At 38.3% G+C, this 21,509-nt stretch carries 16 protein-coding genes and 1 tRNA gene; 4 read left to right on the forward strand and 13 right to left on the reverse strand.

The genetic code is table 11. The annotated features are described in order from the left end of the window. Nucleotides 1-410: 410 nt before the first annotated feature. The 7 genes from P8O16_RS09010 to P8O16_RS09040 all read right to left on the reverse strand — a co-directional run bounded on the left by P8O16_RS09010 (nt 411) and on the right by P8O16_RS09040 (nt 9,543). A complete protein-coding gene (locus tag P8O16_RS09010; protein WP_300313529.1) occupies nt 411-1,430 on the reverse strand; it encodes a type IX secretion system membrane protein PorP/SprF in 1,020 nt (339 codons plus the stop codon). Continuing rightward, nucleotides 1,430-3,763 carry a PKD domain-containing protein gene (locus P8O16_RS09015; protein ID WP_300313532.1) on the reverse strand — a complete coding sequence of 778 codons (2,334 nt, stop codon included), beginning with the start codon at nt 3,761-3,763 and terminating at the stop codon, nt 1,430-1,432. Before P8O16_RS09015 ends, P8O16_RS09010 begins: the two co-directional genes overlap by 1 nt. Before the next feature lie 98 nt (nt 3,764-3,861). Next, nucleotides 3,862-5,133: an adenylosuccinate synthase gene (locus P8O16_RS09020; protein WP_300313534.1), complete on the reverse strand. Its 1,272-nt coding sequence runs from the start codon at nt 5,131-5,133 to the stop codon at nt 3,862-3,864. A gap of 87 nt (nt 5,134-5,220) precedes the next feature. Continuing rightward, nucleotides 5,221-6,375 carry a DUF4221 family protein gene (locus P8O16_RS09025; RefSeq protein ID WP_300313537.1) on the reverse strand — a complete coding sequence of 385 codons (1,155 nt, stop codon included), beginning with the start codon at nt 6,373-6,375 and terminating at the stop codon, nt 5,221-5,223. Then, on the reverse strand, nt 6,353-6,694 hold the full coding sequence (locus P8O16_RS09030; RefSeq protein ID WP_300313540.1) for an STAS domain-containing protein: 342 nt from the start codon (nt 6,692-6,694) through the stop codon (nt 6,353-6,355). The genes P8O16_RS09025 and P8O16_RS09030 overlap by 23 nt, the downstream gene beginning before the upstream one ends. Nucleotides 6,695-6,797: 103 nt before the next feature. Then, a complete protein-coding gene (locus tag P8O16_RS09035) occupies nt 6,798-7,271 on the reverse strand; it encodes a Fur family transcriptional regulator (RefSeq protein ID WP_300313542.1) in 474 nt (157 codons plus the stop codon). A 52-nt stretch (nt 7,272-7,323) separates the two neighbouring features. Then, complete coding sequence (locus P8O16_RS09040; protein WP_300313545.1) at nt 7,324-9,543, reverse strand: bifunctional (p)ppGpp synthetase/guanosine-3',5'-bis(diphosphate) 3'-pyrophosphohydrolase; 2,220 nt, start codon at nt 9,541-9,543, stop codon at nt 7,324-7,326. A 164-nt stretch (nt 9,544-9,707) separates the two neighbouring features. Between P8O16_RS09040 and P8O16_RS09045 the strand changes: the two genes are divergently transcribed. The 4 genes from P8O16_RS09045 (at nt 9,708) to clpX (ending at nt 13,172) form a co-directional block, all read left to right on the forward strand. After that, a tRNA-Leu gene (locus tag P8O16_RS09045) sits at nt 9,708-9,789 on the forward strand. An 85-nt stretch (nt 9,790-9,874) separates the two neighbouring features. After that, nucleotides 9,875-11,200 (forward strand): trigger factor, encoded by a 1,326-nt coding sequence (locus tag P8O16_RS09050; protein WP_300313547.1) that lies wholly within the window; start codon nt 9,875-9,877, stop codon nt 11,198-11,200. A 74-nt stretch (nt 11,201-11,274) separates the two neighbouring features. Next, nucleotides 11,275-11,949, forward strand: coding sequence for a ClpP family protease (locus P8O16_RS09055; RefSeq protein WP_300313550.1), 675 nt, complete (start codon nt 11,275-11,277; stop codon nt 11,947-11,949). Beyond that, nucleotides 11,949-13,172, forward strand: a complete 1,224-nt coding sequence (gene clpX / locus P8O16_RS09060; protein WP_300313553.1) for an ATP-dependent Clp protease ATP-binding subunit ClpX — start codon at nt 11,949-11,951, stop codon at nt 13,170-13,172. Before P8O16_RS09055 ends, clpX begins: the two co-directional genes overlap by 1 nt. Before the next feature lie 31 nt (nt 13,173-13,203). Here clpX and lpxB read toward each other — a convergent pair whose 3' ends face one another. The 6 genes from lpxB to P8O16_RS09090 all read right to left on the reverse strand — a co-directional run bounded on the left by lpxB (nt 13,204) and on the right by P8O16_RS09090 (nt 21,504). Beyond that, a complete protein-coding gene (lpxB, locus tag P8O16_RS09065; RefSeq protein ID WP_300313556.1) occupies nt 13,204-14,319 on the reverse strand; it encodes a lipid-A-disaccharide synthase in 1,116 nt (371 codons plus the stop codon). A gap of 102 nt (nt 14,320-14,421) precedes the next feature. Further along, on the reverse strand, nt 14,422-14,841 hold the full coding sequence (locus P8O16_RS09070) for a 6-carboxytetrahydropterin synthase (RefSeq protein WP_300313559.1): 420 nt from the start codon (nt 14,839-14,841) through the stop codon (nt 14,422-14,424). 106 nt (nt 14,842-14,947) lie between these two features. Next, on the reverse strand, nt 14,948-15,646 hold the full coding sequence (locus P8O16_RS09075; protein WP_300313562.1) for a hypothetical protein: 699 nt from the start codon (nt 15,644-15,646) through the stop codon (nt 14,948-14,950). A 1-nt stretch (nt 15,647) separates the two neighbouring features. Then, the gene (locus tag P8O16_RS09080) at nt 15,648-18,959 is read right to left on the reverse strand and encodes a S8 family serine peptidase (RefSeq protein WP_300313563.1); all 3,312 of its coding nucleotides are present in this window, start codon (nt 18,957-18,959) and stop codon (nt 15,648-15,650) included. Nucleotides 18,960-19,210: 251 nt separating this feature from the next. After that, on the reverse strand, nt 19,211-20,059 hold the full coding sequence (locus P8O16_RS09085; protein WP_300313566.1) for a hypothetical protein: 849 nt from the start codon (nt 20,057-20,059) through the stop codon (nt 19,211-19,213). Between the two features lie 14 nt (nt 20,060-20,073). Continuing rightward, the gene (locus tag P8O16_RS09090) at nt 20,074-21,504 is read right to left on the reverse strand and encodes a RagB/SusD family nutrient uptake outer membrane protein (protein ID WP_300313569.1); all 1,431 of its coding nucleotides are present in this window, start codon (nt 21,502-21,504) and stop codon (nt 20,074-20,076) included. Nucleotides 21,505-21,509: the final 5 nt, after the last annotated feature.

Below are 21,509 nucleotides of genomic sequence, written 5' to 3' on the forward strand. Positions count from 1 at the left end.
AAAAATCTGCTTATCTAGCCCGATTTCCGTGTTTTTAATCTTTCTGCTTTTCTGTTCCTTCCGAACAGGGTTGCAAAGGTAACTGAAGTTTTTTAAAGAGCAAAAGAATTTTAAAATAATCTCAGTTTCTTTTTTCAGTATCGATCTATAACCCGATCTACTCCTTCCTTTTCCTTATTTCCCAGACACCGTTCGCGTCGTTTGGGAGTGCAAATATCTCCCTTTTATTTCTTCTGACAAGGGGAAGTTTAAACTTTTCGAACAAAAGTTGCTAACCTATTGATCAGTAAGGAGAAAAATTTACAACCAAATAATCAGTAAATACTGCACTGAAATTTTAGATTAAAAAATGAATTGTTTTATAATAATCGGTTTTTAAAAAATTATATTTTGATTTATACTATTATCCCTCAATATCTAAAGCTTGGAAGCGGTGCATAGTACTTTTTCCGAGGGTCTTTTGAAGAGAATACATACCTAAAAGACACCTCATGTGCTCCTCCCGTACTTCGCTGTCCAAATTTGGAAACGGTAAAATCATAACTGTAGCCAATCTCCACTCCAGACTCCAAACTTATTCCAAGCAACCCAATAATCGACTCATTATTTGGAAGGGAATATTTGGTAGGCAACCCGCGATACCAAAATCCGAGGACTAATGGCTCGAAAAATAATTCTGCTCCAAAATCTAATTGAGAAAACTGCCCCTGTGATTTATAATTGAAAGCAAAAGCTATTGACCGCTCTTGATTCGTATTATTGAAAAAATCATTTATATCGCCAGGAGCAAGATCAAATCTTATTCCACCATGTGCTGAGTATTTTATTGGAAGTTGATTCCCCTCCACTATAAGGTAGCTGATTTGTGGAGTCAGCAAATGAAATGCTGAAATACCAAGCCAAATTTTCTCATTGTAGAATAACAAACCTGAACCAAGATCAAAGGCTGATTGACTGGCTTCTCCCTCAAAACCCTCTCCTGGTTCGCCAATAATGGTACCTCGATTAATATCTAGTTGAGTACCCAGAATCACATCATCAAACAAGGCGTTCCTAGAAACAAAACTAGCTTGGGTACCCGCATGCAGATAACTTGTTTCCCCCAACCTCAATTTATAGCTATAAACCAATCCTAACTCATAATTCTGACTTTGGGTAAATGACTCTTTCGCACCACTGATCAAAATACCAATTCCCGAATTATACTTTTCAGAAAAGTGATCCAAGTAAGCCGAATAAGCAATAAAACTTTGATCTAATGCGGGCCATTGCGTTCGAAAATTAGCACCGACTCGCGTAAGTCCCGTTGCGCCTGAAAAAGCTGGGTTTAAATAAAGGGGATTTGCATAAAACTGCGAATACTGGACATCTTGACCTAACGATAATGTTACTATAAAAGAAAACACAATCAAAAAAACTATTCTAAGCATCACCTTATCAGTTTAAATTTTCCTGCCTCCATCACTTTCTCCCCATCTATGGCAGTAGCATTAAACTTGAAAAAGTAAAACCCTGCATCAAGTAATTCCCCATTCAAATTCCCATCCCAACCCTCTGTCATAAGATCATCTGTACGGAAAATCAGCTCACCCCAATTATTGAAAATCATAAACTCAAGTTCTGCGATCCCTTTATATTTTGGAACAAAGGTTTTATTCAGCCCGTCCAATGGCGTAAAACCAGTTGGAAACATAACTCGGTAACTTTTAGTAATAGCGACTATTTTGGTTACTGTTTGGCTACATCCATATTGATCAAAAATAGTCAATAAGACTTCGAAAGCTCCCTTCTTTCCAAAAACATGAATAGGATTCTTTTCATTTGAAGAAGCCCCATCTCCAAAATCCCATTCCCATTTGACTGCCCTGGAGTCCGAAAGATCTGTGAACTGGATGGGATCGTCTGGAAAAATCCCTCCCTGTTCATCCCCTTTGATATCCGTTCCTTCGACCACAAAATCAAAATTTGCTTCAAGTGGTTGGTCAAGAATTATTACTTCCAACCGCGATGGATCCTTGTAGCATTCCAAATCTTTGAATTTCACAAAAAGCTCAAAAACCCCGTATTCACTCACATTTTTTAATGCCTCATTTTCGAATTCCAAACCTTGCCCTTTTAAAAGATAATCAAAAGAAGTCAAGTCAAAATCTGAAATAGAGGTAGTGACATCTACCGATTGACCGGGAGTACAGCCTACAGTCGGGTTAGTGATTATAATTGGAGGTACTTCTGGGTAATCAACTTTGATAGTATTGGATTTGGCTGGACAATTCTTTCGGTTGTATCCCACGACCTGGTATTCCCCAGAATCGGAAACTAAATAAGAGCTTTGTACTTCTCCTTCCAATAATTCACCGTTCCGATACCATTCGAAGCGGAAATAAGCTTCCTCCCCAAATCCAGTCAAAGACACGTCTTCTCCCGGGCAAAGTCTTAATTCTCCTTCTGGACTTTCACTATCTCCAGTAACTCGAAGACTTATCGGCTCCGGAGATTCTTGAATTGTCAATGTCATGGAATTGCCCGAGGAGCTTTTTCCATAGGAATCTGTCAGCGTATAAAAAACAGTTACCTGCTGATCAGCAAATCCAGGATTAGGAAAAAAAGTAAAATCCCCTCCTACATCCCCTGCCCGAAAAGTACCCTGAGGAAGTTCCAGAACTCTATTTTCTTCTCTGCATTTGGCTTGCGAACAGATGTCCTCTGACTCTTCTTCGATATCCTCCAAAGAAGCATAAAACTGTAGACAACGGATTACGCTATTTTCATTTGGCAAAACCACTTCCTCATCCGTGATAAAATAGGTATTTTCCTGTCCTTCACAGGAGGCAATTTCATCAAAGTCTACCCCTTTCGGCTCTTGTAAAGCTTCATCATTTGAAACCTCTACAATTAAATTTTTTATTTCATGAAAATTGGTGAAGCCTCCGGTAGAAGCTGCAAACCCTATTTTTAGATTTTTGGGAGCAGGAAAATCATATGGTCGATCAAATATGGTCACCATTCTTGGTTGACCTTGTGCAGTAGTCACCATCATCCTCAAAGTTATAAAGTAACCAGTGCCGTCCGCTTTGGGTTGAAGATCCAAAAATACTTTTCGATATCCTGGCTGATTTGGATCGGTTACTCGTTGTGTCCCTGTCCCTCCAGAACTTATTGGAAATTGACCTCCAGGATTAAGCCCATCATTCCCTGTTGTCATGGTCTTCCTGCCAACTAAAAAAGCATACCCTGAAGTTCCATTTCCCGGCCCACGTATTACTATTGCATCAGGGACCAAATCTGTCCCTGCACCTGCAAATCCACCTACTTTATTTTCTGCTGTATTTCCAAAATTCCCAAATTCATCAAAGCCGATTCCAATATAACCCCTCGATAAGCCTGGATCATTTCCTCTCTGGGCATAACCAAGTGAGCCTCCAAATCCACCTGGATTGAATACCGGCACATCGGCATCAAAAAGAAAGAAGGAGATCCCATCAGCTCTACTCAACACATCTCCACCATAACTAAAATATTCAAAAGAGGTTTTGATCCCAAAAGCTGAAGGAAAAGGAATATCAATGTAGACATATCCGCGTTGGTTAGTTTGGTTTTCTGTCAATCGAAGGACCCCATCTATTAAGCGAGCGTTCCCACCAAATACAGTCGCCTCCTGAACTGTCGATCCATCAAATGGCTCACAATATGGAAAACCAACCTGCCCAAAAGAATTTTGAAACAGGAAAAGAAACAGAACACAAAAAAGCGATATAGACCGCATAACTTAATCAGTTGAGTATCGAGATAATCAAAAATATACTTAGAAACTTAAGAACACAAAAAAGCCTTTCATTTTTAGATGAAAGGCTTTGTTATTTTTTATCTCAAGATGGTCTGTTCTCGATCCGGGCCGATCGAAACAAGCTTTATCGGGACATTAAGTTCCTCTTCTAAGAATGAAACATAATCTTTCAGTTCGATCGGAAAATTTTCGTAGTCTCTAATTCCTTTGAGTGAAGTGTTCCAGCCTTTCATTGTCTTATAGACAGGCTTTACATCTAAATCCGAAATCTCAAAACTTAAACGATCTATTCGCTCTCCAGTCGGCAGCTCATAATGTGTACATATTTTGATCTCCTCAAAGATATTCAACACATCACCTTTCATCATGAAAAGTTGAGTTACTCCATTGATCATTATTGAATATCTCAAAGCCGGAAGATCCAACCATCCGCATCTTCTAGGACGACCTGTCGTACTTCCAAATTCATTTCCTTCCTTTCGCATCGCTTCCCCTGTCTCATCAAAAAGCTCAGTTGGAAAAGGTCCACTTCCTACTCGAGTACAATAAGCTTTGAAAATCCCAAAAACCTCTCCGATTTTAGAAGGGGCTACACCCAAACCAGTACAAGCTCCTGCAGTCATTGTCGTACTACTCGTGACAAATGGATAGGATCCAAAGTCAATATCCAACAATGACCCTTGTGCTCCTTCCGCTAAAATTCTCTTATTAGCTGCCAAAGCATCATTTACCACATATTCACTATCAATCAAATTCAAAGTCTTGAAAAACTCAACCGCTGCGAAGAACTGCTCTTCCATTTCAGCCAATACGTCGAGTGGATGATTGTAAAATGAAAGGATGGTTTTATGCTTCTCTACCAGTGCTTGATATTTTTCTTTAAAGTCCGGACTTAGGATATCCCCAACTCGAAGCGCCGATCTTCCGATTTTATCCTGATAAGTAGGACCGATTCCTTTCAGTGTAGAACCGATTTTCTTGTCTCCTTTGGAAGTTTCAAGAGCAGCATCTAGTAATTTATGAGTAGGAATGATTATGGTAGCTTTCTTAGAGATCACCAAGTTTTTCATGTAGTCAATGGAAAACTTACCTAAACCATCAATCTCTTTTTTGAGAATGATGGGATCAAGGACTACTCCATTACCAATAATATTTAAAATTTGAGAGCGAAAAATCCCAGAAGGAATTTGATGCAAAACATGCTTAATTCCATCAAATTCAAGGGTATGCCCAGCATTCGGGCCTCCCTGAAATCGGGCTACGATCTCATATTTTGGAGCTAAAACATCTACTATTTTTCCTTTTCCTTCATCTCCCCACTGGAGACCCAGAAGTACATCCATCTTCATTTGATGTTCGGTCTATTCGGTTACACTAGTCTTTTTGAAGCGTGAAATTTGCGATAAGCCCATAGAAAACCAAGAGAAAGATTGTAATTATTTCGAATGGTGGAGATTTAAGTAATAATAATACATGACGTCCTCCTCAGGTTGGGTTTTCGCCCGGAGCATCAGTCCATATGGAGTATTCAGATATTGGGGACGTAAATCTGAATTTAACGACGACAGGTCAAATTCTTTTAGCTTCTCAAATGAATCACTGAAAACTTCTAAAAATATAGGAGCATTGGCTTGTTCTTCACCAGCATATTCGCCCTTCACAAACCTGATAAATTTATTATGATCCTTGAGATAGGAAATCGGTCCAAAGCGAACTTCTTTATTCCACAATTTCAGCAACTCAAAGGAATCTACATCCACTGACTCATTTCCAAAATGTTTGGGGGGATTTCTTTTTAATGGGAAAAAATCGGAATTGGAAGTAAAAATTTGATGATTTCCAGACTCTAAATCATAAACTAAAAAATCACTAAACGAAGGATAACTAACCATCAGTTTCCTATCAACTATACTCAACTGCGGCTGATCATCTCCCAAAAGGGTCAAGCCCCCTGTTCTAACTTTAAACCTTAGATTAAAAAAATTAGCTGAATCTAAATTGATAGGTAGAATAAACATCGAATCCAAGCCGGGTTTATAGCCCATCACCGAAATTCGGTTGTCCTCGACATAAATCAAATACCCTGTATCAGTATTCTTGTCGTAGGCATTAAATTCTGGAGAAAAAGAAGTGCTGTTAACAGAAATACCGGGATATTTTAGATTTCCAAACACTCCGTATTCATGCATAAACTTACTTTGGACGGTACCTGTACTTTTCTCTTTCCTGAAAAACTGTTGAGCATTCATGAAAATCACATAATTCTCCGCGGTAAAAAACGAGAAAATTGTCCCTACACCATCAGGGCCTTCCATGGGGATAAAATCCCCCTCTTTAATCCATGCCGAATCCTGAGAGATAAAAATACTATCGAGCGAGTGGACAACGTCATTGAAGATGACACCTTTACTTTGTGAGGAGTCAAGTGAAACTGACCTAAAAAAATCTGGAATTAACCCACTCTCATCGATATGGAATTTTTTTCGATCAGATATTTCCAAAAAAATATCCTGCTCGAAAGATGGTCTTTCTGAACAGGATAAAAGGATTAAAAGAAATCCAATTAAGCTAAGCTTGTTTTTTAAAATCATCTACCGAATCAAAGACGGTGAAAATATTATTCAACTTAGTAATTATCAATAATTTCTTCACATGCTCCGAGGGTGCAGTGAGATAAACTTCACCTCCAACATTTCTCATTTTAGTAAGCATGGTAATCAAAAGACCTATTCCACTGGAGCTAATGTATCTCACTTCGCTTAGATCAATCACAAAAGTTTTTGCACCATCTAGTATCGCATCAGAAACGATTTCTACCAATTTTGGCCCAACTTCATCTCCAATCAAATCACCTTGAATGAAAAGATAGTGGGCAAGTTCATCCTTGCTTGAATTGTAGGTCAGTTTCATCTGTATGTAATTTGATTTTTATAGGTCCTCCCGATAGCTATCGGGAGGAATCTCGCATGGTTGATAATCAATATGGTGTGTGACTTTTGATTCATGCTCGATTTCATAATGCTTTCGCTTTTTTATTTTCACAAGATTCATTGTTGCAGTTCCCATACAGTATGAGTGAATGGTGCAGCACTTTGAAGTTTAAAATCTCTCCTACGGTATTTTGGATGTTTTGGATGCGTGGATCGCAAAATTCTAAAACCTCATTGCAAGTGACGCAGATCAAATGATCATGTTGCTTGTAGCCATACGATTTTTCAAATTGTGCCAAGTTTTTCCCAAATTGATGCTTGGTAACCAAGTCACACTCCACTAAAAGATCTAAGGTATTATACACAGTAGCTCGGCTGACACTATAGTTCTTGTTTTTCATACTGATGTAAAGTGATTCTACATCAAAGTGACCGCTACGGGTATAGATTTCTTCTAATATCGCGTAGCGTTCAGGGGTTTTTCTAAGTTTCTGGGTTTCAAGGTAAGCTGTAAAAATCTTCTTGACCTCTTCAAAATGGGTGATATTTAATGGCATTTTCAGCGATTTTTTCCAAATATAACTCTACTAACTTATAAATGATTCAACTCTAGTAATCAAACCTGAAAACCTTAAGGATACCTTCTACTTCGGAAAGATTTGAAATGAGCTTATCTAGGTGGGTTGTACTATTAACGTATAATTTGATAGTTCCTTCAAAGATTCCAGCGTCTGAATCAACAGTGATTGAACGCATGTTTACTTTCAATTCACTGGAAATCACTTTAGTGACGTCGTTAATCAAGCCTACCCTATCTGTACCTACAATCCGTAAGCCAGCAAGGAATGCTATTTCTTTTTGACTGGTCCACCTTGCTTTGATTACCCGATTACCATGATTTGAAAGCAATTCTAAGGCATTTGGACAAGATGTTCGATGAATTTTGATCCCTTCATTTACAGTCACAAATCCAAAAACCTCATCTCCTGGGATAGGGTTGCAACATTTAGCCAAAATATAATCCACTACATCCATATCCTCACCAATCAGTAATTGATCGTGGTCTGGACCTTTTAGGCTTTTTATTTCCCTTGTAAAAGAAGATTCGTCTCTTACTTTGTCCTGAGAGGGTTTGCTTTGACTCTTTTGGGCATCTTTAAAATCTTTAAAGGATTTGATTAAAGTTGGGTCAATTACCCCTTTACCAATTCTATAGTAAAATTCATTTGCAGTTTTGAGTTCGAAGAAGGCTCTGAGTTTTTCTACATTTTCAGAGTTGAACTCCATCTTCATTTGTTTCAATTTTCGCTGAACAATCTCTTTTCCGTCCAAAATAGAAGATTTCTTTTCTTCTCGAATAGCATCCTTTATTTTGGCTTTGGCACGCGATGTTACCACTTGATTTAACCAATCCTCAGTGGGTTTTTGCTTGTTTGAAGTAAGGATTTCTACCTGATCTCCATTTTTCAGTTTGTGAGAAATCGGGACCAGCCTTTGATTCACTTTGGCACCAATACATTTAGCCCCTACCTGCGTATGGATTTCAAAAGCAAAGTCTAAGGCAGTCGAGCCAAAAGGAAGCACTTTCAATTCCCCTTTCGGAGTAAAGACAAAGACTTCTTCATGGAATAGATTTCCTCTAAAATCATCCATAAACTCGATCGCATTGCCCTCATTTGACTCTAATAGTCCTCTTACCTGAGTAATCCAATCATCCAGACCTGTTGGTGCCTTTGAGCTATCTTTTTCCTTGTATTTCCAATGGGCCGCATATCCACGCTCTGCAATTTCATCCATTCGGGATGTTCGTATCTGTACTTCGACCCATTGACCGGTATTACTCATGACAGTCGTATGTAATGATTCATATCCATTGGAACGAGGAGTACTGATCCAATCTCTCAACCGATCAGGATTGGGTCGATAAAAATCAGTGACGATCGAATAGACTTGCCAACAATCAGCTTTTTCATTTTCGAAGTCGCTTTCAAGAATAATTCGAACCGCAAAGAGATCATATACTTCTTCGAAAGGAATCCCCTGCTTTTTCATTTTATTGAAAATAGAGTACACTGATTTTGGTCTCCCTTTGATTACAAAGTTTAATCCTTGACGATGAAGTTCCTCTTCCAAAGGCTGGATAAAAGCCTTGATGAATTTATTTCGATAAGATTTTGATTCATTTATCTTATGTACGATTTCTTTATAGGTATTTGGATCTGTATATTTCAAATACAAATCTTCCAGCTCAGATTTGATCGAATACAAACCTAATCGATGCGCAAGAGGCGCATAAAGATACATGGTCTCCGAAGCGATTTTAAGTTGCTTATGGCGAGGCATACTTCCCAACGTACGCATGTTATTGAGCCGATCCGCCAGCTTGATCAAAATAACTCTCACATCATCAGACAGTGTGAGTAGCATTTTGCGGAAGTTTTCTGCTTGTTGAGAACTTCCGTATTCAAAGACTCCGGATATCTTAGTCAATCCATCAATAATGGTCATGACTTTATACCCAAATTCTCGCTCAATATCCTCCAACTCCCAATCTGTATCTTCTACTACATCATGAAGAAGCGCTGCAACTATTGATGTGGTTCCAAGACCTATCTCCTCGACACAGACTAGAGCTACTTCTAAAGGATGATAGATATAGGGCTCTCCCGATTTTCTACGCATATCCTTATGAGCCTCCATAGAAATATTGAAAGCTCTTTTGATCAGTTTTGCATCCCCTTCCTTCAAAAAAGGTTTCGCCTGCCTGAGCAATCTCCGGTATCTTTTGAGTATTTCTTTACGTTCTTCTTCTAAATCCACTTGAATCATACCTGAGAAATTTAATATAAAATTAGGGTCAAAGGCTAAATTTTTAAAATTCTTAATAATTATTTTCGGCAGGTCCTTGCAAAATAATTATTAGCACTTACCTTTGCATCCACAATCTGAAAACAGAGAAGAAAAGTCTTTTCAATTATGGTTTCAGATGAACTGCGGATGTGGCGAAATTGGTAGACGCACTAGACTTAGGATCTAGCGCCGCGAGGCATGGGGGTTCGAGTCCCTCTATCCGCACGATTACCGAACCCTCAATCACTAGACTGTTTACAGAAAAGTGATTGGGGGTTTTTAGTTAAACTTCATTTTAAATTTTAGAGCCTTGGAAATCACACTAGACAAGCATTCAGCAAATCAAGCTTCAATTAAAATTAAATTATCCGAAGCAGATTACCAACCTAAGGTAGAGGCAAAACTTAAGGATTATGCCCGAAAAGCCAATATCAAAGGATTCAGACCGGGAAAAGCACCGATCTCTATGGTAAAAAACATGTATGGTACTTCTCTTTTGGTAGAAGAAATCAATACCTTACTTGGAGAATCTCTGAATAATTACATCAAAGAACAAACTTTTAAGATCCTTGGTGATCCACTTCCAGTAGCGCAAAATGAATCTCAAATCGATTGGAAAACCCAAAAAGATTTTGATTTCGAATACAAAATAGGATTTGTTGAGAACATCTCCCTTCCGCTTGATAAGATCAAAGCAACGAAATACAGTATCAAAGTTGACGACAAATTGGTCAACGAAACTTTGGAAAACCTTGTTTCTCAATATGGAAACAGTACAAATCCTGAAGTAAGTGAAGCTACTGACTCAATCTACGGAGATTTAAAATGTGAAGCTGCTGACTTTTCAAAATCACTTTCACTTGATTTGACTAAAATCACCAAGAAACTTGCAGGTAAATTCACCGGAGTGAGCAAAGATGCTGTGATTGAATTTGAAGACAAGGATATCAAAAAGGGACAGTGGGAAGAGGCGTTTGGATTGGATGAAGAAGAAGCTTCCAAGATGGAAGGAGCTTTAACTTTCACTGTAAAAAATATCAACAGAACTGAGAGAGCTGAAATGAACCAAGAGTTCTTTGACAAGATTTTCGGTCCTGGCGTAGTTGCTTCTGAAGAAGAATTCATCGCTAAAGTAAAAGAAACACTTCAAGGAAATTACGATCGGGAATCCAAAGTATTTACAGAGGAGGAGTTGAAAAAAGCACTCACTGAAAATGCTAAAATAGATCTACCTGAAGATTTCTTAAAAGAGTGGCTTTTAGAAGCCAATAAAGGAAAAGTGACTCAGGAAGATGTTGATAAAGAATTCCCTCTTTATGCAAAGCAATTGACGTGGTCATTGATTTCCAATTTCCTAGCAACTGAAAATAAGATTCAAGCTGAACATCAGGACGTGTTGGAAAAAACCAAGCAAATGGTAAGAGAGCAGTTTGCTTCTTCCGGCTTGGGATCTCAAATGGAAGACAGCATGGACATGTTTGTGGACAATTACCTGAAAGGTGAAGAAGGTCAGAACTATATGAATATGCTTACTTCAGTTCAAAATGATAAAGTCCTTTCTTTTGTACAGGATAACATCAAACTCAGCGAAAAAGAAATAAGCATTGATGAGTTTAAGGAACTTTTAGAAAAGTAATTCGCTTAAATCAACATAAAAAAGTCCTTATTTAAGGGCTTTTTTTATTTTTGCTTACTACAACTACTTGAAAGATGATCAACAAAGAAGAATTCAGAAAATACGCCATTCACAATCAGGGCGTCAGCGGAACAGCTTTTGACCAATATACTCAGCATATTGAAAACATGACCCGTTCAGTGATTGAGGAGCGCCCTCAAAATTTTAGAGAGATCGACGTTTTCTCTCGCTTGATCATGGACAGAATCATTTTCTTAGGAACAGGGATTGATGACCACGTTGCTAACATTATTGTTGCTCAGCTTTTATTCCTCGAATCTGTAGATTCTAAAAAAGATGTATTGCTATATGTAAATAGCCCAGGAGGATCTGTAACCGCAGGTCTTGGAATCTATGACACGATGCAATATATCGGTCCTGATGTAGCAACAATCTGTACTGGTATAGCGGCCTCTATGGGAGCAGTTTTACTAGCTGGCGGTGCAAAGGAGAAAAGATCTGCATTAAAACATGCTAGAGTAATGATCCATCAGCCATCAGGTGGAATGCAAGGACAATCCAGAGACATGGAAATATCACTTAAATTGATCTTGTCCATGCGTCAAGAATTATATCAGATTTTAGCTGACCATACCGGAAAATCTTTTGAAGAAATCGAGCGAGATTCAGATAGAGATTATTGGCTAAAAGCTCCTGAAGCAAAGGAGTATGGATTAATTGATGAAGTTTTAGTAAAAAAACCAATATAATGGCTCAAGTAACCTGCTCGTTTTGCGGCAGAAACAAAAAAGATGTTGATTTAATGGTGTCAGGGATTTCTGCCCACATCTGTAATCACTGCATCGAACAGGCTCATCTAATTTTAGGAGAGGAAGAGAAAACCGTAAAACCTGGTGTAAAACCAAAAATTAAACTCAAAAAACCAAAGGAACTTACCTCCTATTTGGATCAATATGTGATTGGCCAAGAAGATGCGAAAAAAGTTCTAACCGTAGCAGTTTACAACCACTACAAACGTCTTTTTCAAAAGGATGAAAAGGATGAGGTGAAGATTGAAAAATCAAATATTATTATGGTTGGCGATACGGGTACTGGAAAGACTTATCTGGCTAAAACCCTGGCTAAGACCTTAGAAGTGCCTTTTTGCATCGCTGATGCAACAGTCCTGACTGAGGCTGGCTATGTTGGAGAGGATGTTGAAAGTATACTTACGAGATTGCTTCAAGCAGCTGACTACAATGTAGAAGCAGCAGAAAAGGGAATCGTTTACATAGATGAGTTGGATAAAGTTGCCAGAAAGTCGGATAATCCTTCCATCACTCGGGATGTAAGTGGCGAGGGCGTACAGCAAGCCTTATTGAAACTATTGGAAGGGACTGTAGTGAACGTTCCCCCACAAGGTGGACGGAAGCATCCCGATCAAAAAATGATTGCTGTTAACACAGAGAATATTCTTTTCATCTGCGGTGGTGCCTTTGACGGAATTACCCGTCACATTGGAAAGCGACTGAATACTCAGCCGATGGGCTTCAGTAAAAATACAGGAGCCATAGAAGCTGATCGGGAGAATCTACTCCAATATGTCACTGCACAAGATTTAAAGGCATTTGGATTAATTCCTGAACTGATTGGAAGACTTCCTGTTTTGACGCATTTAGATCCATTGGATAGCAGTGCGCTAAAGCAAATCCTTACCGAACCAAAAAATGCTCTAGTAAAGCAGTACACCAAACTTCTAAAAATGGAAGATGTTGATCTTAAATTTGAGGAAAGTGGGATTGATTTCATCGTGGAAAAAGCAGTGGAATACAACCTCGGTGCGAGAGGGCTACGTTCGATTTGCGAGGCGATAATCACTGATGCGATGTATGAACTTCCCTCTGACGATTCTGTTAAGGAACTCGTGATCGATGAATCATATGCAAAAAATAAGTTTGATAAATCGAAGTTTAAGAGACTTCAAGTGGCATAAATACGAAACCCTGCTTTGAAAAAGGCAGGGTTTATTTTTTGAGCGTACTACAAATCAGTCTAGCAGTATTTTTAGAGGCGCTTTCAGTTCCCAATCGATCTTGAATCAAATCATATCCTTGAAAAATTGCCCCTTTGGTCTGAGTATTTGAAAGAATCTTGGATAATTCAATTCTAAGATTTTTCACTGAAAAATCATCTTGAATTAACTCCTTTACTATTTCTTGATCTGCTATAAGATTCACAAGCGAAATAAACGGAACACGAATAAGATTTTTTGCAATCAGATAAGAAAGGCTACTGGTTCTATATACGACTATCTGTGGCACACGGAATAAAGCTGTCTCTAAAGTAGCTGTTCCAGAGGTCACAACAGCGGCTACGGAATGTGATAATAGATCGTAGGTTTGATTAAAAACCACTTTAATCCCAGCCTTTTCAGCGTTAGCATATAATTCCTTTCCTAAACTATCAACCCCTGCTATTACAAATTGAGCATTTGGAAACTCAGGGACCAACTCTACCATTCGATCCAGCATTCCATAGATTTCTTGCTTTCTACTTCCAGGAAGCAAAGCAACAATCGGTTGGTAGCTCAATTCATTCTTTTGAAAGAAAAAATCATGTGGGCTAAACTTTTTGATTTCATCAAAAAGCGGGTTTCCTACGTAATGAACCTTCATCCCAAATCTTTCGAAAAAAGCTGGTTCAAAAGGCAAAATAGAATAAATATGATCCGTGTTTTTTTTGAGTTTAAGAGCTCTTTTTTGGTTCCAAGCCCAAACTTTTGGAGGAATATAATAATGAACTGGAATATTTAATTCTTTTGCAAATGCTGCAATTCTCATATTAAACCCTCCATAATCAACCAAAATAATAGCTTGAGGTCGAAAAGCGATAATATCATTTTTGATCAACCGAAGGTATTTTAGCACTTTTCTAAACCCCAAGACTACCTCTAAGAAACCCATAAGTGCTACTTCCGAATAATCAACAACCAAATCAACACCTGCCTCAGCAGAGTAACTCCCACCCATTCCTCTGAATGAAAGAGTTTCATCTAATTCTTTCATGGCCAATACAAGATTGGAAGTGTGAAGATCTCCGGAACGCTCTCCGGATATGATGTAGATATTTTTCGAACTCAAAACTTTCTTATTATTTCTAAAGATTGGATTTTAAAGCTAATAAAAAAGAGCAGGTCATTCACCTGCTCTAGTTCTTATATACTTTTTCTTTGTCAAAAGGGACTATTCTCCCAAATACTCCACAAAATTTCTTGGAGTTTCGTAAAGTGTTAATTTATACAATTTTCCATTTGGAGTGATTTCTTTGATAGCAGGCTCCAATATTTTCCAAAATTCCATCACCAGATTCTCACAGCTAGCTAGTTTACCAAACATGAAATCTACATCCAAATTCAAGTTTTTATGATCCACGCGATCAATTACTAATGATTTGATTACGTTACTCAGTTTCTTGAGATCTACCACAAAACCAGTCTCCGGTTCCGGAATGCCTTTAACTGTGACAATCAACTCAAAATTATGACCATGCCAGTTGACATTAGCACAAGGACCAAAAACCTCTATATTCTTCTCCTCAGACCACTTAGGATTCCAGAGCTTATGTGCCGCATTGAAATGTTCCTTTCTACTAACGTAAATCATTACTTTCTTAAATTCGCTGCAAAGTTATAGAAAAGAAAATAGATTTAGAATTTCTCCTTTGAAATACAATTCATGAAAAAGCCTGATCAGAAATCAGGCTTTATAATTAGGCTTCGTTAAGCTTTTGAAAGAAAATGACTAGATGATCTTCTCTGCCTAAATCTAGTTTATTATCCTTCACTATAGCTTTTCCTTTTTCTTGATCTTCTTCTCTTAAGGATTTGATCAAATTATTTGTCCTTGTTCGAACAGATTCCACATTTTCGTCAGAATCTATTAAATAATAAGTTTCCTCAAAAACAAACATCCTACCGGGAGTAGGTGCGTAACTGTTTTTAGGTGGAGTTACAAGATCAGAATAGAATCTTCTAATCAGAGTGTAATTATTTCCTTCAGCAATTACATTTACAAAATCCTTAGGGCCAACACCAGGTACAAAATCAAATCCCTTTTTTACCAATAAGCGTGTCAACATCCCGGGAGTCCCATTAGCCAATAAAATAGAAGGCCTTTCTAAAATGGCATATTCTACATAATCTTTGTTCAGAAAGATTTTATTACCTGCCTCATTGATTACTTCTAATTCATTATCGTGAATATTAAATTTATAGGCCACATTCTCTTTTAATCCGGCATTGGTAGTTCCGATATCAGCACGAGCCCAATCGTCGAAAAGATATGGAGAGCCGTCGATTTCAGTATATGAAGTAATTCGAGCAGGAGCTCCATTCATATCCATATTTGAGATTTGTGCAACTGCAAGTTGAGAACAAAATAGCCCTGCAACTAATAAGATTTTTTTCATTTTAGTACTTAATTACTTTTTTGTGTAAAGTTAAATTGTTGGTATTAATCTTCAGGATATACATTCCGGCAGGACCGGTCATTGTCATCTCCATATTTAATTCTTCCTCTGACTTATTCGCCTCTTGAGCTAGATACACACGACCAGCTAAATCTATTAGCTGTAGCTGTATCTCTCCTCTATAGCTATTGGAAATGGTAATATTCAACTTGTCTACAGTTGGAATCGGCCCTACAAATATTCCAAATCGGCTTAATTCCGCTTCTTGATCAGGAATCGCAGAGATCACTGTAGGTTCAGAAATCCGATTACAGCTCTCGTCAAAGATTGCTACTTGATATAGTCCATCTCCCGTAGCTTCAAAAGATCTATTAGTCGCTCCTTGAATCTTGGCCCCATTTAGATACCACTGATAGGAAGAACCCGGCTGTTGGGATGTAAGTACATTTCCATTTGCAACGATATTAGGCTTTTGCAGATCATTCTCTACTACTGTTATCTTTTGATCAAATTCTGTTAACCCTAAGGAGTTTGAAATAGTCAGTTTAACGATGTACTCTCCAGGTTGATCAAAAACAAAAATAGGATTTTGATCAGTTGAAGTCCCCTTACCACCAAAATCCCAGAGATAAGTCGAGATCGCACCTTCACTTAAGTTCTCAAATTCTGAAGCAGCACCTACACAACTAAATCTGGAATTGAAATTAGCAAATAGTACATCTTCACAATTCTGGGCTAACCATCCAGTTGAATTTGAAATGGATGCATTAGTGCTAAGATTGACTATCGAGGCCCCTTCATGATCTACATTAGAGACATTGAGATTTTCAAAGCAATATCTCTTATACAATTCATGGATTAGTTTCCCTTTTCCTGAGGCAGACAGTATAGCTTTAGAAGCGGAAGTAGCCTGAACAGAAATCGAATTCAAAATTGCGATTGATCCACTTTGATCCAAATTCAATTCTGATCCAGCACCTAAGAATAAATCTTCGACTTCAATTGAGGTAGCTGTTTGAATCATTTTTCCAGACAAGATCTCCAGATTCCTAAAACCTCCAGATAAAACATTTAATTCACCAGACTCTATTTTAAGATTCGAAAAGTCTGTAGTCGAATTATTTTCAAATTGACCGGTTTGGCCACTAAATACAAGATCAACCCCCTCTTTCAAGGTTGAATTACTAGAAATAGTCACGCTACTTACGATCTCAATTTCCTCAAGAGCTCCAGAAAGACTTGATGAAGAAGAAAGCGAAAGAGAATTTAGGTTCAATTGAGGAAAGCCAATTTTCAGGTTTGCATTGGAAACTGATACTTGGTCTAATTTTTCAGCTTCCAGTAATTGCCATGTCCCCGATGAGAATTCTAATTCCACATCATCAAAAATAGCTTTTCCAAGCTCAACTAACTGATCATTTATAGTGGAATTTGTAAATACAATTTTACCATTCTTAATGTCCGTAATTTGATTACTCACTCTAAACCCGTTAGAAACTAGGATTTCATTTCCTTTTAGATCGAAAGTAACTAATTGATTACCAAAAAGATTAACACTAAATGCATTAGCATCAGTAGGGAAGTTTACCAAAATGGAACCCGCATTAGCCCCTTCGAATACTACTCTACTTCCCGCAGAAGGAATCTTATTTGCAGCAGATCCATTGGAGGAAGTTGACCAGTTAGATGGATTATTCCAATCTCCACCTGAAGCTCCTATCCAATATAAGGTCTCATCAGCGCCATCTGCAGTTCCTGCTTTCATTACAAATGAAAAATCCTGAACTCCATTTTTCAATTCCCCCTTATGGGTAACTCTCACTTTATACCGCTGAGGTTTTGGATTAGGGATATAAATCTGCTCAACATTATCTCTGAAATTGTCTTTATCAGTTTCTGCTTTCGCTGAAAGCCTCAAAGCAGGATCCAGTGAATATGGGAAAAAGGTATTTCCTTGTTCATCTACAATTCTTAAATCCAAATCATTGACCAACATAAGATTTTGGGGATTTACAGAAGGAGAAGCAGGGTTTCCAGAGGGATCAGTCCAAGCTATGGAAATTCTAATCGGAGTGACTCCATCTGAAATAAATTCATTTTCAAAAACAGCTCCCTGTTCAAGTTTTTCTTCACGAATCACGTCTGAACTTCCATTCTCATTCAAAATAATTTCTGCTGCTCCTTTGGTACTTAGAAGCCCCCATCCATATACATAGTCCGGACCTGGATTATTCCCAGCTTCTTTTGTGGTATTTATCATTAGGGCCTTTACTGTCGAAGCCCACATATATCTACCTGAATTTCTTTCAGCATACAATTGCTGAAGCAACAATAATGACCCAGTTACATTTGGGGAAGCCATAGACGTTCCACTGAGGGAGGCATAGGAATCAGTAGCACCACCATCAGCAATAGCAGAACTAAAAACATTAACTCCCATTCCCACGACATCAGGTTTGATTCTTCCATCATCAACGGGACCGACGCTGGAAAAACTACTAATCGCAACATCCTGAGGCCCGGTATATTCATTGATGTTATTAATAGCCCCTACAGTAATGACATTTTTTGCAACTCCTTCTGGTCCGATAGTATCATCGGGTCCATCTGGGTTTCTTGATCCATCACCTGAATCATCTCGATCATTACCTGCTGCCCAAACAACTGTATAATAAGGCTTCGCAAAAATTAAATCATCTAGACCTTTGCTTTTACTAGAATAAAACCCAAATCGGTATTCTTCATTTGGATCAACGGAAGCATTACCCGCCCAAACCCAAGCATTACTGGAATTTCGATACCATCCCAATACGATTCCATAAGAATGGTTGGAAACTAGATGACCATTAGTTTTCGTAATCGGATCATAAGCGTTTACGTTCATTTTTGAGAGGTCACTTTCCCAATTAAAAGCCCAACCAGTAGCTTCGCTTGCCATTCCTTTTGCGTTCGCATTGACTCCTCCAGCCATAATAGTACCTGAAACGTGCGTAGCATGGTTACTAATCGTCTCAGTAGAACCGTCTACTTGAGTCAGACGACCTTGGAACTCTATATGATCTGGCTTAGGTCTGGTCTGGTCATATATTCCAACAGTCATTCCTTTGCCAGTAAGATTTAAACCCAAGCTCCCACCTTGTTGAAGGGCATTAGTGGATGTCGTGATAGCAGCTCTGGTGTTAAAAATAGTGTAGTAAACCGGAGCATTGGACTCATCAAAAAAGTTAAGCTCTGCTATCTCACCATTTTCCAATTCAAGTAGATATGGAATCCCCATTTGAGAAGCTTTCTGCTTTATAGCCTCTTTATTCAAAATGAAAGAAGGAAAATTTGTATTAAAATTCTTTGATATAGTACTCCTTTCTTTTTCAAGGGAAGGAGGGTTAACTATTTGTTGCGCATTTAAAAAACCAAAACTTAGACCTAATAGCCAAATTGTAAATATTAATCTCATCAAATTTTTATCTATATACCGACATACAAAATACCAACGCTCTAAAATTAATTAAAGTTTAAAAAAAAGAGGGCTATAAAAGCCCTCTTTTAAATAAAATTTAAGAGAATTTAAACTTTGGTTAGAACCACAGTTCCACCATCTCCCCAAGTATTTGACCAAGTAATGGTAATTGTTCTATCGGCATTTACAACGCCTGAAATAGTAAACGGATCATCATACTGATCTTGATTAGATGCAGCACCAGTTAGTACATCACAATTATCTCTGATAGTTCCAGTTGGTCTAGCATCATTGTAAATACCAGGATACATTCCGAATGACATATCACTCATTGTATATGCGCCAGTACCTGCGACAGCAAAAGACATAGTGCTAGCTGATGCTATTACGAAATCAGTTGCAGTTTGTCTCGGACCACCTGCTCCATCACCAGTCTGAAGATACTCCCAGAATACTGAGTATGTTCCAGCTAATTCAGAAGGACAGATTACCCGAATAGCTACTTTCAAAGAGCCATAGTTAGTAGATACTTCAGCACCAGTGGCACTTGCAATATTCAATACCAAATCTGGTGTCTCAGAAGGATCGATATTTCCTGTCAATACAGTGATAGGTAAATTAGTAATGAACTCACCTGCGCCAATTGTAATTGATTTAGAATCCAATCTGTAGTGAACCCCTTCAACAGCGGTGGAAGTAGGGTCAGCCTCTATATTAACAGTAACAGCAGCAGTACCTGATGTAGATACTCTATTGACTTGAACGTTCAAAACATCAGTCTGAGTAGGAGACAATCTTACAAATGATTGAGTCAATCCATTTGGAAGATTTGCCGCATTAAACTCAACTTGATTCCCGTCGAAGAAGGTATCAACACCTTGATCATCGAAACAAGCAGTGGTTGTCAACGTAGCGACAAGCATTGCTAGGAAAATATATATTTTATTGCTTTTCATTATTTTTTCCGGTTTTAGTTATAACCTGGGTTGTCTACCAACAGCTCATTTAATTGTATCTGATCCTGAGGAAGAGGAGCAAGAAGTCTGTAATCCGAATAAGGAACAGGCTCATTATCTCCCTGCTTAGTAATAGTAAGTCCATTTCTTTTTAAATCGAACCATCTATGACCTTCAACAGCAAATTCAAGTCTTCTTTCAGTCATAATCTGATTGAATAGAGCATCTCCAGACAATCCAGCATCTACTGCAGCTAAACCTCTGTTAGTTCTTAATGCATTCAAATCTGATCTCGCTCCAGCAGCGTCATTGGTTCTAAATCTAGCTTCTGCTCTGATTAGATAAAGCTCTGCAGCTCTAATAATCGGAAGATTCTCTAGAAAATCACCTTTGGTACCTAACCACTTGTTAGATCTGTAAACTGTACCTGAGGCACCAGAACGAGTAGTTTCAGTCCAAGTATCTCTTCGAATGTCTCCAGTCTCATAAGTTGCAAGCAATTCATTCGATGCAGTTACAATAAACTGTGCACTGCTGAATACATTGGCTGTAAGTGTACACATGGAGTTATTCACACCATCTACAGTTGACCAATCCACGGATCTGATTTCAACCTCAAAAAGAGATTCAGGATTAGGATAGGTAGAGAAGCCTGAAACATAATTCTCAGGAGTAGCTAGACCAGTACCATCGTTAGCAAGACCAAAAGTAGCCATTGCCTGAGATGCCATTGCAGCAGCTTCAGAAAATTTAGAATCATACAAATACACTCTTGCAAGAAGTGCTTCAGCTGCTCCTTTGGTTACTCTGTAAATACCAGCAGTACCCTTTGCAGCAGTTGGAAGCAATCCGATTGCAGTATTCAAGTCAGACTCAATCAGATCATATACTTGTCTGTTTGTAGATCTAGCTTTGAAGTCTGCATCCGAAAAGCCTAAAGTTGGCTCAGTTCTGATAATCACTGAATTGTTCCAACCGTTCACTTCTTTTCCTGGCTCATATCCATAAACTTTTGCCATATCGAAATAGTATAGGGATCTTAAGAATAGTGCCTCGCCCTTAATTCGATTCTTTCTAGCCGCATCACCATCAATTTCATCAATGCCAGCGATTACGATATTAGTCCGGTTGATGGAACCATAATTACCCCAAAGTCCGATATGAGCTCTGTCTGCATTTACTTCCTGACCAATATATCGTCCTGTATTTGCGATAATTCTTAGGTTATCGGCCATAATTTCAGGAGCAATCATCAGAGTTTGTCCATAATTCCCGAAACCTCTTGCACCACCATAAGCGGCAGCCAATACAGACTCATACCCATTAATATCAGATAATGCTGTCTGCGGTGTTAAGCTTTGTCTTGGCTCGGTTTCCAATAAATCTGAGCAAGAAGCCAGAGATAGTACGGAGCCAAGCGCTATAATTTTTATATAATTTTTCATTCCTA

Source organism: Algoriphagus sp., assembly GCF_029254265.1.
Lineage (GTDB): Bacteria > Bacteroidota > Bacteroidia > Cytophagales > Cyclobacteriaceae > Algoriphagus.